Origin of the sequence: Collinsella sp. LCP19S3_C9 (assembly GCF_052121575.1) — a bacterium.
Classification (GTDB): Bacteria; Actinomycetota; Coriobacteriia; order Coriobacteriales; family Coriobacteriaceae; genus Collinsella.
On sequence record NZ_JBQKDZ010000002.1, the window covers coordinates 211,962 to 226,271 of the forward strand.

12 protein-coding genes and 1 pseudogene are annotated in these 14,310 nt (G+C 61.2%); 3 read left to right on the plus strand and 10 right to left on the minus strand.

Going from position 1 to position 14,310, the window contains the following annotated elements:
* Nucleotides 1-17 precede the first annotated feature (17 nt).
* The 10 genes from ftsX to rpmE all read right to left on the minus strand — a co-directional run bounded on the left by ftsX (nucleotide 18) and on the right by rpmE (nucleotide 11,717).
* On the minus strand, nucleotides 18-938 hold the full coding sequence (gene ftsX, locus ACTQXI_RS01880) for a permease-like cell division protein FtsX (RefSeq protein ID WP_154515997.1): 921 nt from the start codon (nucleotides 936-938) through the stop codon (nucleotides 18-20).
* Entirely contained in the window at nucleotides 925-2,142 is a 1,218-nt protein-coding gene (gene ftsE, locus ACTQXI_RS01885) for a cell division ATP-binding protein FtsE (protein ID WP_441548214.1), read from the minus strand. Before ftsE ends, ftsX begins: the two co-directional genes overlap by 14 nt.
* 450 nt (nucleotides 2,143-2,592) lie before the next feature.
* Nucleotides 2,593-3,534, minus strand: a complete 942-nt coding sequence (locus ACTQXI_RS01890; protein ID WP_441014998.1) for a transketolase family protein — start codon at nucleotides 3,532-3,534, stop codon at nucleotides 2,593-2,595.
* 1 nt (nucleotide 3,535) lies between these two features.
* On the minus strand, nucleotides 3,536-4,366 hold the full coding sequence (locus tag ACTQXI_RS01895) for a transketolase (protein ID WP_154516003.1): 831 nt from the start codon (nucleotides 4,364-4,366) through the stop codon (nucleotides 3,536-3,538).
* Nucleotides 4,367-4,573: 207 nt separating this feature from the next.
* Nucleotides 4,574-5,464, minus strand: coding sequence for a YitT family protein (locus tag ACTQXI_RS01900; protein ID WP_441048319.1), 891 nt, complete (start codon nucleotides 5,462-5,464; stop codon nucleotides 4,574-4,576).
* A 162-nt stretch (nucleotides 5,465-5,626) separates the two neighbouring features.
* Nucleotides 5,627-6,775, minus strand: a complete 1,149-nt coding sequence (gene prfB, locus ACTQXI_RS01905) for a peptide chain release factor 2 (protein ID WP_441048320.1) — start codon at nucleotides 6,773-6,775, stop codon at nucleotides 5,627-5,629.
* Nucleotides 6,775-9,582 (minus strand): preprotein translocase subunit SecA, encoded by a 2,808-nt coding sequence (gene secA, locus ACTQXI_RS01910; protein ID WP_441048321.1) that lies wholly within the window; start codon nucleotides 9,580-9,582, stop codon nucleotides 6,775-6,777. Before secA ends, prfB begins: the two co-directional genes overlap by 1 nt.
* 156 nt (nucleotides 9,583-9,738) lie before the next feature.
* Nucleotides 9,739-10,011 carry a hypothetical protein gene (locus ACTQXI_RS01915; protein WP_441048323.1) on the minus strand — a complete coding sequence of 91 codons (273 nt, stop codon included), beginning with the start codon at nucleotides 10,009-10,011 and terminating at the stop codon, nucleotides 9,739-9,741.
* Entirely contained in the window at nucleotides 9,998-11,101 is a 1,104-nt protein-coding gene (locus tag ACTQXI_RS01920; RefSeq protein ID WP_441044638.1) for a hypothetical protein, read from the minus strand. Before ACTQXI_RS01920 ends, ACTQXI_RS01915 begins: the two co-directional genes overlap by 14 nt.
* 190 nt (nucleotides 11,102-11,291) lie before the next feature.
* A complete protein-coding gene (rpmE, locus tag ACTQXI_RS01925) occupies nucleotides 11,292-11,717 on the minus strand; it encodes a 50S ribosomal protein L31 (protein WP_154516018.1) in 426 nt (141 codons plus the stop codon).
* A 349-nt stretch (nucleotides 11,718-12,066) separates the two neighbouring features.
* Here rpmE and ACTQXI_RS01930 point away from each other — a divergent pair, with 349 nt between their 5' ends.
* The 3 genes and pseudogenes from ACTQXI_RS01930 to ACTQXI_RS01940 form a co-directional block, all read left to right on the plus strand.
* Nucleotides 12,067-12,354 carry an ACT domain-containing protein gene (locus ACTQXI_RS01930; protein ID WP_006235289.1) on the plus strand — a complete coding sequence of 96 codons (288 nt, stop codon included), beginning with the start codon at nucleotides 12,067-12,069 and terminating at the stop codon, nucleotides 12,352-12,354.
* A 74-nt stretch (nucleotides 12,355-12,428) separates the two neighbouring features.
* Nucleotides 12,429-13,847 carry a citrate synthase gene (locus ACTQXI_RS01935; RefSeq protein WP_441048324.1) on the plus strand — a complete coding sequence of 473 codons (1,419 nt, stop codon included), beginning with the start codon at nucleotides 12,429-12,431 and terminating at the stop codon, nucleotides 13,845-13,847.
* Between the two features lie 257 nt (nucleotides 13,848-14,104).
* Nucleotides 14,105-14,310: pseudogene (locus ACTQXI_RS01940) on the plus strand (hypothetical protein); the annotation flags it as partial.

Genomic DNA, 14,310 nt, shown 5'->3' on the forward strand with positions numbered 1-14,310 from the left:
ACTAATTCCAGCTGTGCCTACACGCGCAGGTAGCGACGCATGGCAATGGCGGAACCAAAGAGACCGATGATCACGCCGACCAGGATCAGTGCGGCATACGTCACCAGGTAGTATTGCATCGGCAGCGCAAACGACATCCAGCCAATGCTCTCCTGAAGACGCGGAACCAACAGGTTGCGAAGCAGCTCCAAAACACCGATGGAAAGCAGCGAGCCCAAAACGGCCTGCAGCACGCCCTCGGTGATAAACGGACCGCGAATAAAGCCATTGCTGGCGCCCACCAGGCGCATGATAGCAATCTCGCGGCGGCGAGCCGTAATCGACAGGCGAATCGTGTTGTTGATAAAGATGAACGCGATAAACGTCAGCAAACCAACAAGCACAACGGCAGCGATGCGGATGTAGTTCGTCACCTGGAACAGGCGGCTCACTTCCTCCTGACCGTACAGAACGCTCGCGTCAACGTCACCGTCATCCGCGATCTTCTGGAAATCGGAGTTCTTCTTGAGCTTCTTGGCCGTGCTCTCGACCTGGGACGGATCGTCCATCTCGATCGCGAACGAAGCAGGCAGCGGATTCTGGCCGTCAAGTGCGCTCAGAGTGGCGTCGGCGTTACCCGACATCTTGCTCGTGTACTCGGCCAGCGCGTCGTCCTTGTCCTTATAGGTCACGGACTTAACGTTGTTCCACGTCTTGAGCTCACTCTCGAAAGCCTGGACGTCGGCCTGGTCGGCGTCATCGCTAATAAACGCGTTGATAACAACCTGGTCCTCAACGGTGCCAATCACGGAGTTCAGCATCGCGGAACCCATGATGAACAGGCCGATGATAAACAGCGAAAGGAAAATCGTGATGACGGCGCCGAGCGAGGTGGTCCAGTTACGGAAGAAGTGGCTCATTGCCTCTTTGAGCGAATAGCCCACGTTAGTTGGTGCCATAGTTGCCGTAACCTCCCCTCTCCTGGTCGCGGATTACGTGGCCGCCCTCGAGGGCGATCACGCGACGATGCATACTATCGACCATCTCGCGATCGTGGGTAGCCACGATCACGGTCGTGCCGGTACGGTTAATGCGCTCGAGCAGCTTCATGATGCCGAGCGAAATTGCCGGGTCGAGGTTGCCCGTTGGCTCGTCGCAAATCAGCAGCGGCGGACGGTTGACCATGGCGCGGGCGACGGCCACGCGCTGTTGCTCGCCGCCGGAAAGCTGATCGGGCAGCGAGTCCATCTGATCGGCCAAGCCGACCAGGCGCAGTACCTCGGGCACCTGGCTGCGAATGACGCCCTTGGGCTTGCCTATGCACTGCAGGGCAAACGCCACGTTTTCATAGGCGGTCTTTTGCGGCAGAAGCTTAAAGTCCTGGAACACGGCGCCAATCTGGCGGCGCAGGAAGGGAACCTTGCGGTTCTTGATTTTCATGAGATCCTGACCGGCGACCAAAATGCGACCGCTCGTAGGCCTGACATCACGGTTGAGCGTGGAAAGCAGCGTGGTCTTACCCGATCCGGAATGACCGACCAAGAAGACGAACTCACCCGGATAGATCTCGATGTTGATGTCGTCGAGTGCGGGCTTGTTGGGCTGTGCCGGGTAGATCTTGGTGACATGCTCCATCAGAATGACGGGCTCGACACCGGCCTGCTTGGCCATCTTCTTGCGACTTGCCTGCGGATCGATAGGCGCGAACACCGACGTAAAATCGGGGTTGTTGAGCGCATTGTCAAGACTTGCGACCTCGGCAGCCTGATCATTCTCGACCATGGGCGCAGCGGGCTGCGTAGGATCGGGAATGCCGGCAAAGAGGCCGGACTGCGCCGGCTGAGGCGCGGGCGTAGCAGGAACCATGGGATCGGGAATGCCCGCCATGGTCGGCTGAGGCTCGGCTGACGTCTGAGGCTGGTTCACGCGAGCAGTCACCTTTTGGACGGGCTCAAAGCCCGCAGCGGCGGAAAGCTCGGCATCGCTGGAGGGATTGTAGGCAAAGGGATCGGATGCCGGCCGTGCCTGATCTGCCGGCTGTGCGGGGGCCTGGGCAATATGCTGGCCCTCTGAATCCGGAGTGGCGAAACGTGTGCCCGGGACACCTTGCCGTGTCTTGGGGGCCTCATCGCCCGCACCGGAGGTACGGAAGTGGTTACCCACTGGTGCTCCTTATCATCGTGCGTTTAAACTACATGAGCGCTTTGTATTTTAGCAGCATTAGCTTCACTGCACATAAGAAGCATGGCAGGGTTTTGGTCTCACCGGCCGCGCACAGGGCTACCTCCCAAATCGTCCTCGGACATGTCGGAGTCCCCGCCGCGCGCTTCGCGCTGCGGGGACTCCTCCGTCCTGCGGAAAGATTTGGGAGGTAGCCCTGTGCGCGGCCTGCGGCTACTAAGGAGTCGCCGCGTTTTTCTTGGGGTGCTGCATATACAAAGTTGGAAGGGCTGAGTTGCACTTTGCTGGTCTGGGCCCGCTTCCCGGAGGAAGCCCTTGCTTGGTGCGGGCCTGATTTGTTTGTTACCGACAAAAACAGGGGCGCCCTCTTTGGGGGCGCCCCTGTTCTGGCTTGCTTACGGTTGCTGAAGCGATACTTTGCCTCGTCTTGCCCTAGGCCAAGAACTCCTTGGTGGTTGCCACGATGTTGGCGGCATCCAGGCCGTACTTGTGCAGGAGCTCGGCGCCCGGGCCGGACTCGCCAAAGGTGTCGTTGACGCCAATCTTCTTGAGCGGCGTCGGGCACTGCTCGCAGAGCACGTCGGCAACGGCGCTGCCCAGGCCACCGATCACGGAGTGTTCCTCGACGGTCACGACGTGGCCGGTCTTGGCGGCGCTCTTGACGATCAGATCGGCGTCGATGGGCTTAATGGTGTGCATGTTGATGACCTCGGCGTCGATGCCCTCGGCAGCGAGCTGCTCGGCAGCCTCGAGAGCCTCGCCAACCATCAGGCCGCAGGCGATGATGGTCACATCGGCGCCCTCACGCATGACGATGCCGCGGCCCGGCTCGAACTTGTAGGTCTCGGGGTCGTTGATGACCGGCGAGGCCAAACGGGCAAAGCGCATGTACACGGGGCCGTCGCACTCGTAGGCGGCGCGGACCACGGCGCGGGCCTCCACGTCGTCGGCCGGGACAATCACGGTCATGCCAGGGATAACACGCATAAGGGCGATATCCTCGCAGCACTGGTGCGTGGCACCGTCCTCGCCCACCGAAATACCGGCGTGCGTGGCGCCGATCTTGACGTTGAGGTGCGGATAGCCGATGGAGTTACGGACCTGCTCAAAAGCGCGGCCGGCGGCAAACATGGCAAAGGTGCTCGCAAAGGCAGTACGACCGGTGGTCGCGATACCGGCGGCGACACCCATCAGGTTGCTCTCGGCAATGCCCACATCGAAGAAGCGGTCGGGGCAGGCGGCCTTAAACTTACCGGTCTGCGTGGCGGCAGCCAGGTCGGCGTCGAGGACCACAAAGTCGTCGTGCTCGGCAGCGAGCTCAACGAGGGCCTCGCCGTAGCTTACACGCGTGGCGATTTTCTTGACGTCTGCCATCCTAGAGCTCCTCTCCGGCGGCCGTGAGCTCTGCCATGGCCTGCTCAAACTGTTCATCGTTGGGGGCCTTGCCGTGCCAACCAACCTGGTTCTCCATAAAGGAAACGCCCTTGCCCTTCATGGTCTCGGCGATAATGGCGGTAGGCTGACCCTTGGTGGCGCGAGCCTCGGCAAAGGCGGCGCGAATCTGACCGAAGTCGTTGCCGTCGGCGAGCTCCACCACGTGGAACTTAAAGGCGCGGAACTTGTCGGCGAGCGGCATGGGATCGTTGACCTCCTCGACGGGACCGTCAATCTGCAGACCGTTGTGGTCAACGATCACACAGAGGTTGTCGAGCTGCTGATTGCCGGCAAACATGGCGGCCTCCCAGACCTGGCCCTCCTCGCTCTCGCCGTCGCCCAGCAGGGCGTACGTGCGGTAAGTATCGCCCCAGTGCTTGGCGGCGACGGCCATGCCCACGGCGGCGGAGATGCCCTGGCCCAGCGAGCCGGTGGACATGTCGACGCCCGGGGTGTCGTTCATGTTGGGGTGGCCCTGCAGGTGGCTGCCGATATGGCGCAGCGTCTCGAGGTCCTCCTTGGGGAAGAATCCGCGCTCGGCGAGCACGGCGTACAGACCCGGAGCGCAATGGCCCTTGGAGAGCACAAAGCGGTCGCGGTCGGCCTTGCGAGGATCGGCCGGGTCGACATTCATTTCCTCAAAGTACAGATAAGTCATGATGTCGGCAGAGCCGAGCGAACCGCCCGGATGGCCGGACTTGGCAGCGTGCACGCCGGTGACGATGCCCTTCCTTACCTCGTTGGCAACTTTTTTGAGCTCTTCGTCGCTCATTGTGCCTTCCTTTCATCCTCTTTAGACAAGATGCGCACGGCGCAGAAGGTAATCCCAACCCAGCCGCAATGCACGTGCGCCATTCATTATGCTGGAAACTGAAGGCTTTACCAGAGTTTTTATCATTATTTGAATAATTTAGCTGGCAGACCCGCTGATGAATCGGTTTATCAATGTGAACGTCTTTTGGATGGAGCGCAGTCTGCCCTACGCGTTAATGTCCTTGAACCCCTCACCGAAGGCTTCCGTAACGTCGGCGACCGTCACGATAGCTTGAGGATCGCGCTCGCGCACGATGGTCTTGAGTGTATTGAGCTCGCGGCGGCTAACGATCACCATAATCACCGGCTTCTCAGCGCCCGAATACATGCCGGTCGCCTTAAATTTAGTGCAGCCGCGACCCAGGCCATACATGATATCGGCCGCGATATCGGGGAAATTCTCCGAGATGATGAGCACCATACGGCGCTTGTTGCCGCCATCGACCACAGCGTCGATCACATAGCCGCTAATTACCATCGAAAGCCCTGCATACAGCGCGTTCTCTAGAGAGAAGACGGGGGCCGATGCCGCGCATACGGCGACATCGATCGCCATGACGGTCGAACCCACCGGCAGCGAGGTATTACGTGAGATAATCTGGCCGATGGTGTCGGAGCCGCCGGTGTTGGCGCCGGCGCGTAACACCATGCCGTAACCAATGCCCGTGATAATGCCGCCCCACATAGCGGGAAGCATCAGGTCTGCATCTGCCAGAGGCGCTACAAACGGGGCAAACAGGTCGGTAAAGAAGCCCAGTAGCACAAAGCCTGTCGCCGTCTGTACCACATAGAACATGCCGCCCTCGCGCATGACGACCAGCAACAGCAAGGCATTCATCACGATGGTTTGGATACCGACGGGCAGCGACACGCCCCGCGCGGCACCGACCGCCTGGATAATAGTCGCAAGGCCCGTAACGCCACCGGCGGCAAGACCGTTGGGAATCAAAAACAGGTCGGTCGCGATGGCCGCCAAAGCGCACCCAAGCATGATCTGGGGTAGATCGCGGAAGAAGTTCATTGAAAGAATGCGCTTGATATCCAGACGATATGCCATGCTACCTCCCTCAAAAAAGCGCACCCCCTTGGGTGCGCTTTGAACTTCTTACCGTATTTGATTCTACCGATTCGCCGAGGAAAAACCACCCCGCGGCGGGTTTGCTCTGGATATAAAACCGCCTGTCCAGAGTTTAGTGTCGGTCCGTGACTCACCCGGGGCTTAAGCGGACGGAGACTCCGCATCAGCATTGCCGGTAGCCCAGCGATGGTAGCCGATCACAAACGGATCCAAGTCGCCATCGTCGAGAACGGCGTCGACGTTGCTGGTCTCCACGCCCGAGCGCAGGTCCTTGACCATCTGATACGGATAGAGCACGTAGCTGCGGATCTGGTTGCCAAAGCCAATCGTGGTCTTGGGACCGCGGATCTCGTCGAGCGCCTCGGCGCGCTTCTCGAGCTCAATCTCGTACAGACGGGCCTTGAGAATCTGCATACACGCGGCCTTGTTCTGAATCTGGCTGCGCTCATTTTGGCAGGTCACTACAATGCCGCTGGGAAAATGCGTCACGCGCACGGCGGAGTCGGTGGTGTTGACGCCCTGGCCGCCCGGGCCGCTTGCGTGGTACACGTCGACGCGGATATCGTCGGGGTTGATCTCGATATCGATATCGTCGGGCAGCACCGGAATGACCTCGACGCCGGCAAACGTAGTCTGTCGACGCTTCTTGTCATCGGTGGGGCTAATGCGCACCAAACGGTGAACGCCGGCCTCGGCACGAAGCATACCGAAGGCATCCTTGCCCTCAACGGTAAAGGTCGCGCGATCAATGCCAATGACCTCGGCAGCGGGGCAATCGTTGATGGTGACCTTCCAGCCGCGGCGCTGGCAGTACTTCATGTACATCTTAAAGAGCATGAAGGTCCAGTCCTGCGCCTCCAAGCCGCCCTGTCCGGGCTTGATAGTCACAATCGCGTCACCGTGATCGAACTCGCCGGTAAACCAGCTCGAAAGTTCGAGCTCATCGATGGCGCGCGCCAGACGATCAGCCGTGGCGGCAGCCTCCTCACGCAGTGCAGCGGCATCGGGGTCATCGCCCATTTCCTCGGCAAGTTCCAGCGCCGCGCGGGCATCGGAGAGCTCGCCGCGCGCGGTATCCACGGCGGCGATATCCTCCTTGGCGCGCGCAATCTCTTCCATCGTGGCGCGAGCGTCATCGGCGTCGTCCCAAAAGCCGGGAGCGACGCTCTTGGCCTCAAGCTCGGTCACGTGGGTGCGCTTCTCGTCCAAATGAAGATACGACTCAACCTCGCCGAGCCGGTCCGCAAACGCGTCCAGCTCGGCGGGCGTTACCTCTAAAGCATCCGCCATTAACGATTCCTGCCGTGGCAGTACTTGAACTTCTTGCCGCTGCCGCAAGGGCACGGTTCGTTGCGACCCACGTTGACATACGGGTCGTCGCTCTCGGACTTGCGGTAGGTGGTCACCTTAGCGCCGTTGTTGACAGCTGCCGGTCCGCCCTGGACGGCCGTGCGAGCCTGTGCCCGTGCCTCCTTGCGCAGGACCGAGTTGCCGTTGTCGCCATCGACGTCGGCGGGGCCGGAGAAGCGCGCACCCTCGAGCGCGGGGTCCTCCTTGCGCTCCACAGCCTGCGGGGCGGCCTTGATCTCGATGCGCAGGACGGTGCGCAGGTAATCCTCGTACATGGTGTCAACGAGCATCTGGAAGGCACCATAGGCCTCAGTCTTGTACTCGACCAGCGGGTCGCGCTGACCAAAGCCGCGCAGGCCGATACCGGTCTTGAGGTAGTCCATCTCCTGCAGGTAGTTCATCCAGCGGGTATCGATGACGCGCAGCATGACCTGGGTGTTGAGCTCGCGCATGAGGTCCTCACCCAGGCGCTCGGCCTTCATGTTGTAGCACTTCTCGACGTAGGCCAGGACATCGGCAGCAAGGGCCTCGTAATCCTCGTCGGGGAACTTGGGCGTATCGATATGGCCGGTCAGCTCCACAACCCACTTGCGCAGGCCATCGAGGTCGCGCTCGCCGTCGTGGCTGTCCTTAGCGCAAAACTCCTGCACGCAGCGGTACACGGTGTCGTGCATGACCTCGGTGATGTGGTCGGTCAGGTCCTTACCGTCCAGAATCTTGTTGCGCTCGGCGTAGATAACCTGGCGCTGCTTGTTCATCACGTCGTCGTACTCAAGAACGCTCTTGCGCATGGAGAAGTTGATGCTCTCGACCTTGTGCTGGGCGCTCTCGACGGCCTTGGAGATGATCTTGTGCTGGATGGGCATGTCGTCGCCCATTTCTGCCGTGACCATCATCTTGGAGACGCGGTCCATCTTGTCGCCACCGAACAGGCGCATCAGATCGTCCTCGAGCGACAGGTAGAACTGGGTCTCGCCCGGATCGCCCTGACGACCGGAGCGGCCACGCAGCTGATTGTCGATACGGCGGGACTCATGGCGTTCGGTGCCGATGACGGTCAGGCCGCCGGCGGCAAGCACGCGTTCGCGCTCGGCCTTGCAGGTCTCCTTGGCCTCGGCGTTAAACTGCTCGAGCTGCTCGGGCGTCACGTCCTCCATGGTCAGGCCCTCGTACTCCAGGCGCTCGCGCACCAGCTCGTCGGGGTTGCCGCCCAGCAGGATGTCGGTACCACGACCGGCCATGTTAGTAGCGATGGTCACGGCGCCGTAACGACCGGCCTGGGCCACGATATGAGCCTCGCGCTCGTGGTGCTTTGCGTTGAGGACCTCGTGTGCGATGCCGCGCTTGGTAAGGGCTGCCGACAGCTTCTCGGAACTCTCGATGGAGACGGTACCGACCAGGACCGGCTGGCCCTTGGCGTGACGCTGCTCGACATCATTGGCAACGGCGTTGTACTTGGCCTGGATGGTGCGGTACACCAGGTCCTCGTGATCGACACGCTGCACGGGCTTGTTGGAGGGAATGACCTCGACGGGCAGCTTGTAGATCTCGCGGAACTCGGCGTCCTCGGTAAGCGCCGTACCGGTCATGCCGGAGAGCTTGTCATACAGACGGAAGTAGTTCTGCAGGGTGATGGTGGCAAGGGTCTGGTTCTCCTCGCGCACGAGCACGCCCTCTTTGGCCTCGATAGCCTGATGCAGGCCCTCGGAATAGCGACGGCCCTCCATGATGCGGCCGGTGAACTCATCGACAATCTTGACCTCGCCGTTGGTAACGACGTACTGCTTGTCGCGGTGGAACATGTATTGGGCCTTCAACGCCTGCTGCAGGTGGTTGACCAGCTGGCCCGAAAGGTCGGCGTAGATGTCCTCGATACCCAGGCGGCGCTCGATCTTCTTGAGGCCGCGCTCGGTGGCGGCAATGGTGTGCTTGGCCTCGTCCATGACGTAGTCGCCCGTGGGCTCCACGTCCTCGGTGGCGGTGAGCATATCGTGCGACACGTCCTCGCCGCGCTCCAGCCCGCGCACGGCGCGCGCGAAGTCCTTGTAGGTGCTGGCCGACTTGGTGCCGGCGCCCGAGATGATCAGCGGGGTCCTGGCCTCGTCGATCAGGATGGAGTCGACCTCGTCGACGATAGCGTAGCTGTGGCCGCGCTGGACGCGCTGCTCGGGGCGGGTGACCATGTTGTCGCGCAGGTAGTCAAAGCCAAACTCGGAGTTGGTGCCGTAGGTGACATCGGCCTGGTAGGCCGGGCGCTTAAGCTCGAGCGGCATGTTGTTCTGCAGCAGGCCGACGGTCATGCCCAAATACTTGTAGATGCGGCCCATCCACTCGGAGTCGCGCTTTGCCAGGTAGTCGTTGACGGTAACGACATGCACGCCCTTGCCGGCGATGGCGTTAAGATAGCCGGCCAGGGTGGAGACGAGCGTCTTGCCTTCGCCGGTCTTCATCTCGGCGATATGACCCTCGTGCAGCGCCATGGCGCCGATGAGCTGTACGTCAAAGTGACGCATGCCCGTGATGCGCTTTGAAGCCTCGCGCACGGTGGCAAAGGCCTCGGGGAGCATGTCGTCAAGCGACTCGCCGTTAGCATAACGCTCGCGGAACTTATCGGTCTGGCCGCGAAGTTCCTCCTCGGTCATCTTCTCAAACTGAGGCTCAAGCCCGTTGATCTGGTCAACGATCTTGTAGTAGCGCTTAAGGTCCTTATCGGATCCAAAGGAGAGCAGCTTTGACATGAATCCCATGTGGTTTTCCTTTTTTGGCCATCGCCCGTAGCGCACTGCACTGGGCGAGTTAAACACAGATAGTTGTACTTTAGCCAAACGGGGCGCACGCTATACGCTCGACCTCATCCCCCACGTAATAACTACGACCGACCTGCCAAAAAGGGCGTTTTATTTTTAATGGCTACGGCCCAGATAAGCGCCGATAACTTTGCGCTGCTCGGCGCTCGCCCGATAGTAGACGCGAAGCTCGCCTTCGGCATCCAAATCAAAGCGCGCCTCGTCAATCAGGCCATTCTTGTGCGCGGTCATGAGCGCCTCCTGCATGCGCGGCCTTGCAAAGGCGGCAAACGATGCATACTCGGCCGCGAGATCGGCCATCACATCGTCGACGCAAGCCTCGTCATGGCAAACAAAATAATCGAGCATGGCATAGTTAAGCGGAAGCATCCCGATCACCGTCCTTTTTAACCATGTCGAGGGGATTCACGGCGATCAGGCAAATGCCGACGAGGTTGACGACGGCCGCCACCCATGCAACGGACGGAAGCGCGTAGCCGTCAAAGCCCAAGACCAGGCCGACGATAATCCACGTAAACAGCGGCGCTGTAAAGGTATAGGTGCCGTTGATGGCCATGCCCAGCGCCGTGCCGCACATGGAGTTGGCGCGATACCAGCTCATAAACGAAAAGTAGGCGGCAAAACCGGAGCAGGCGAAAAACACGACGGAGGATTTGTCGGTGAGCGCTTGGGCGACAAGGACGTAACTCTGACCAAGGGGCTCTCCGCATGCCAAGGTTAGGGCCGGCAGTACCAAGCACAGGTTGCCGACGCCCGAGACAAGCTGACGGATGTTGATGGCGATCTGAGGATCGATCATGCAGGTGGCGCGGCCGCCCACGCATCCCTCGACGCCCCAGCACAGGGCGGCTAACAGCGCCAGGCCCAAGCCAAGCGCCATGCCGAAAGATGCCTGCCCGCTCAGGCCGGCGCTACCGATCATAGCGCCGGCGACCACGCAGACAACGATGCCGGTGACGACACGGGGGCTAAGCGGCTGTCGGTAGAGCACGCGGGCGAGCACCGCACCGATCGCGGGGTTGAGCGCGGCGATGGGCACGGCAAGCGTGCCTGCCTGCGAAAGCGCGATAACGTAGGCGGCAGAAGCGATGGGCCCGCCAATGAAGGCGGCGGCGATAACGATGACGCCGGGCTTTGAGGCGATGCAGCGGCCTAGGTCGGCGAGTTTGCCCTGACCGGCAGTGAAAAACGTGGCCCAGACGGCACTCAACACGTCATTGACGCCCGAGGCGATCGTGGGCAAGATGAATACCGCCAAAAGGCCGGAGGGAGCAAATGCATCGAACCAACCGGCCCAAACGCCAAAGAGCTGACCGGCGGTAACAAAGGCCGTGTACAGCGCATACATGCAGCTCGAAAGCGCCGCGACAGCGATACCCTTCCTAAAATAGGCAGCATCGAGCGCACGCTTCTTTGCCACCGCGAGCTCGCGATTGCCCAAGGACGTCGATGTGTCCACGTAGCCTCCTATCGGTTACCTGCCAAAAAGGGACAGGTTTATTTTGGCAGGTTTTATCTGGGCAAACGAAAAATCCCCACCGTTCGGTGCAAAGAGGACGTGCTACTTTGCGTCGATAAGAAAAGGGCCGTGCACCAATTGGGTGCACGGCCCTTTTGCCATGAATGCGAGCGATTCCTCGGCGAGCTATTTACTCAGCAGCCTCGGTGGTCTCGGCCTCGGCAGCGGCCTCCTCGACGGGAGCCTCTGCGGGAGCCTCGGCGGCCTGCTTGGCAGCCTCCTCGGCAAACTTAGCGGCACGCTTGGCCTTCTCGGCAGCCTTAGCCTCAGCGGCGGCCTTGCGAGCGGCCTCGGCCTCAGCAGCCTTGGCGGCCTTGGCAGCCTTGGCCTCCTCGGCCTTCTTGAGCTGGGCGGCAGCAGCGCCACCGAACTTGTCGGCGAAGCGCTGGACGCGTCCACCGGTGTCGACGAACTTCTGCTGGCCGGTGTAGAACGGGTGGCACTCGTTGCAAAGCTCGACCCTCATCTCGGACACGGTAGCGTGCGTCTTGAAGGTGTTGCCGCAGGAGCACGTCACCGTGCACTCGACATACTGGGGATGGATACCCTGCTTCATGGTAGGACTCCTTATTGGTCAGGCGCTGGTTACCGATCAGCGCATAAGGCGTCTTGGTTTCCGACCAAGACAACAAACTCGGCTATGGTACCACGGCGCCGAGCGTCCCACAAAAGGTTCACGGTCTTTACGCCGGAGTACACAGGTGAATCTGCCCGATCGCGGCGCCAACAGAGCCGCCCGAGCTGTCCAAGGTGCCAAAAATACACCCTACGAGACAAGCGCTCCATGTTGCAGACGTGTAACGCCGCAGCAAAGGTGCCCCTTTTTGCACGGGACAGGTACAATGATGAACACTGTACCGTAGCGGAGCGCCGCCGCGCGCCGCTAACACGCGAAAGGGTTTCCCATGGCCGAGATCTCGTCCTCCCGTATCGTCATCACCGTCCTTGGCAAGAACCGCCCCGGCATTGTCGCCGGCGTCACCCGCGTCCTGGGCGAAGCCAATGTCGACATCCGCGACATTACGCAGTCCATTATCGAGGACATCTTCACCATGACCATGCTGGCCGACACCGCCGAGTCCAAGCTCGACTTCGCCGAGCTGCAGAAGGCCCTGGCCGAGGCCGGCGAGCTTTCGGGCGTCAACGTGTCCATCCAGCGCGAGGACGTCTTTAACTTTATGTACCGCCTGTAGCGAACAGGCTGCGTGACGACGGCCCAACGTGCGCCCAGGCGCAACGTCGCCACATAGCCCGGAGAGGAGCGCGCATGGCCTACGACGCCAAGAAAATCTATTACCGCTTCGACGACCACCTGAGCCGCCTGGTCTTGGACTACGAAGCAAGCCGCCAGATTTCGCCCGAAAGCGAAAATCTATACTACGGCATGCCCACCGAGCCTTATGACGAGGGCCTGTTTGTCGAGCACAATGTTAAGCGCGGTCTTCGCAATGCCGACGGATCGGGCGTGGTCGCGGGCCTCACCCGTATCTCGGACGTGCACGGCTACAACAAGGTCGACGGAAAGGCTGTGCCCGATCAGGGTAAGCTCACGCTTCGTGGCTACAGCATCGAAGATCTGGTCAACAATGCCCAGGCCGAGAACCGCTACGGCTACGAAGAAGTCGCCTACCTGCTCATCACGGGCTCGCTGCCCAACAAGGATGAGCTCGACGGCTTTTGCGGGCGTCTGGGCGCGTTTAGGCACCTGAGCGACGAGTACGTTAAGGAATTCCCGATGACCACGGTGTCGTCGAGCATCATGAACGTGCTTCAGCGCGCCGTGCTGCTGCTCTATGCCTTCGACGCCGAGCCCGACGTGATCACCCCCGAGCACGAGATCGATGTTGCCATCTCCATGCTCGCCCGTCTGCCCCGTATTGCCGCCTTCGCGCACATGGCTTCGGTCGCCAAGCGTCGCGGCTCCGAGGTGCATGTGCCGCACCCCACGCCCGGCCTGTCCACGGCCGAGACCATTTTGCAGGTGCTGCGCGGCGGCATGGCGTTTACCCGCGACGAGGCGATGCTGCTCGACGTGATGCTTATGCTCCATGCCGAGCACGGCGGCGGCAACAATTCCACGTTCGCCTGCCGCGTACTGTCGTCGTCGGCCACCGACCCGTATTCGGCCTACGCCGCGGCCATCGGCTCGCTCAAGGGCCCACGCCACGGCGGCGCCAACGCCAAGGTCGTATCCATGCACGAGGACATTCGCGCGCACGTTTCCAACTGGGAAGACGACGACGAGGTCGCTTCCTATCTGGGCAAGATCTTGGACAAGCAGGCCTTCGACGGCACGGGGCTCATCTACGGTATGGGACATGCCGTCTACACGCTCAGCGACCCGCGCGCCGAGGTCTGCCGCCACTACGCGCGCACGCTGGCCGCCAAGAAGGACCTGGGCGAGGAGTTCGCGCTCATCGAGCGTATTGAGCGCCTAGCGCCGCAGGTGATGCGGGACCACGGCATGACCAAACCCATCTGTGCCAACATCGACCTGTATACAGGCTTTATTTACAAGATGCTCGGCGTGCCCGAGACGCTCTTTACGCCGCTGTTCGCCGTCGCGCGCATGGCAGGCTGGTCGGCGCACCGCATGGAAGAGCTCTTCTGCGCGCATCGTATTATTCGCCCGGCATACCGTCCGGTAATCGAGCCACTGGAGTACAAGCCGCTCGCCGACCGTTAGGACGCGCACCGTTATAGAACACGAGCGTGGCCAGGGCATCACCGCCCTCGGCCACGCTTTTTATGCCAGCAGAAAGGGCTGCATCGAATGATTGTTTTTGGCTCTTCGGTGGTTTCTGTGGGAGAGATTCCGGCATAGGCCCAGCTCAGCGGGCGAAAACAACGATCTGGAACTGAAACGGCCCCGGGAGGGGCCGTTTCCGCGTCATCCGCCTATGATTGCTAAGCCAAATTCAGACAACCGAAGAGGCGTGACGCATGAAGAGTCTACTACTTCTCGCCCTCGGTCTGGCCCGCACGGTCGTCCTGGGCGCGCGCATCGAGGCCGAGCGCATCGTCGTGAGCGTCCGGCCCCACAAGCGCGAGCAGCGCCGCTGCCCCGTATGCGGCAGGGCCTGCGACTTCTACGACATGGCGAGCCGCGGGGCCCCCAGGCTGTGGAGGGCGATGGACCTGGCGCGCTC

Excerpts from the sequence above, each read along its gene's own strand:
- ftsX (WP_154515997.1), bottom strand. The coding sequence starts at position 938 with ATGGCACCAACTAACGTGGGCTATTCGCTCAAAGAGGCAATGAGCCAC.
- ACTQXI_RS01890 (WP_441014998.1), bottom strand. The coding sequence starts at position 3,534 with ATGGCAGACGTCAAGAAAATCGCCACGCGTGTAAGCTACGGCGAGGCC.
- ACTQXI_RS01895 (WP_154516003.1), bottom strand. The coding sequence starts at position 4,366 with ATGAGCGACGAAGAGCTCAAAAAAGTTGCCAACGAGGTAAGGAAGGGC.
- ACTQXI_RS01900 (WP_441048319.1), bottom strand. The coding sequence starts at position 5,464 with ATGGCATATCGTCTGGATATCAAGCGCATTCTTTCAATGAACTTCTTC.
- prfB (WP_441048320.1), bottom strand. The coding sequence starts at position 6,775 with ATGGCGGATGCTTTAGAGGTAACGCCCGCCGAGCTGGACGCGTTTGCG.
- secA (WP_441048321.1), bottom strand. The coding sequence starts at position 9,582 with ATGGGATTCATGTCAAAGCTGCTCTCCTTTGGATCCGATAAGGACCTT.
- ACTQXI_RS01915 (WP_441048323.1), bottom strand. The coding sequence starts at position 10,011 with ATGCTTCCGCTTAACTATGCCATGCTCGATTATTTTGTTTGCCATGAC.
- rpmE (WP_154516018.1), bottom strand. The coding sequence starts at position 11,717 with ATGAAGCAGGGTATCCATCCCCAGTATGTCGAGTGCACGGTGACGTGC.
- ACTQXI_RS01930 (WP_006235289.1), top strand. The coding sequence starts at position 12,067 with ATGGCCGAGATCTCGTCCTCCCGTATCGTCATCACCGTCCTTGGCAAG.
- ACTQXI_RS01935 (WP_441048324.1), top strand. The coding sequence starts at position 12,429 with ATGGCCTACGACGCCAAGAAAATCTATTACCGCTTCGACGACCACCTG.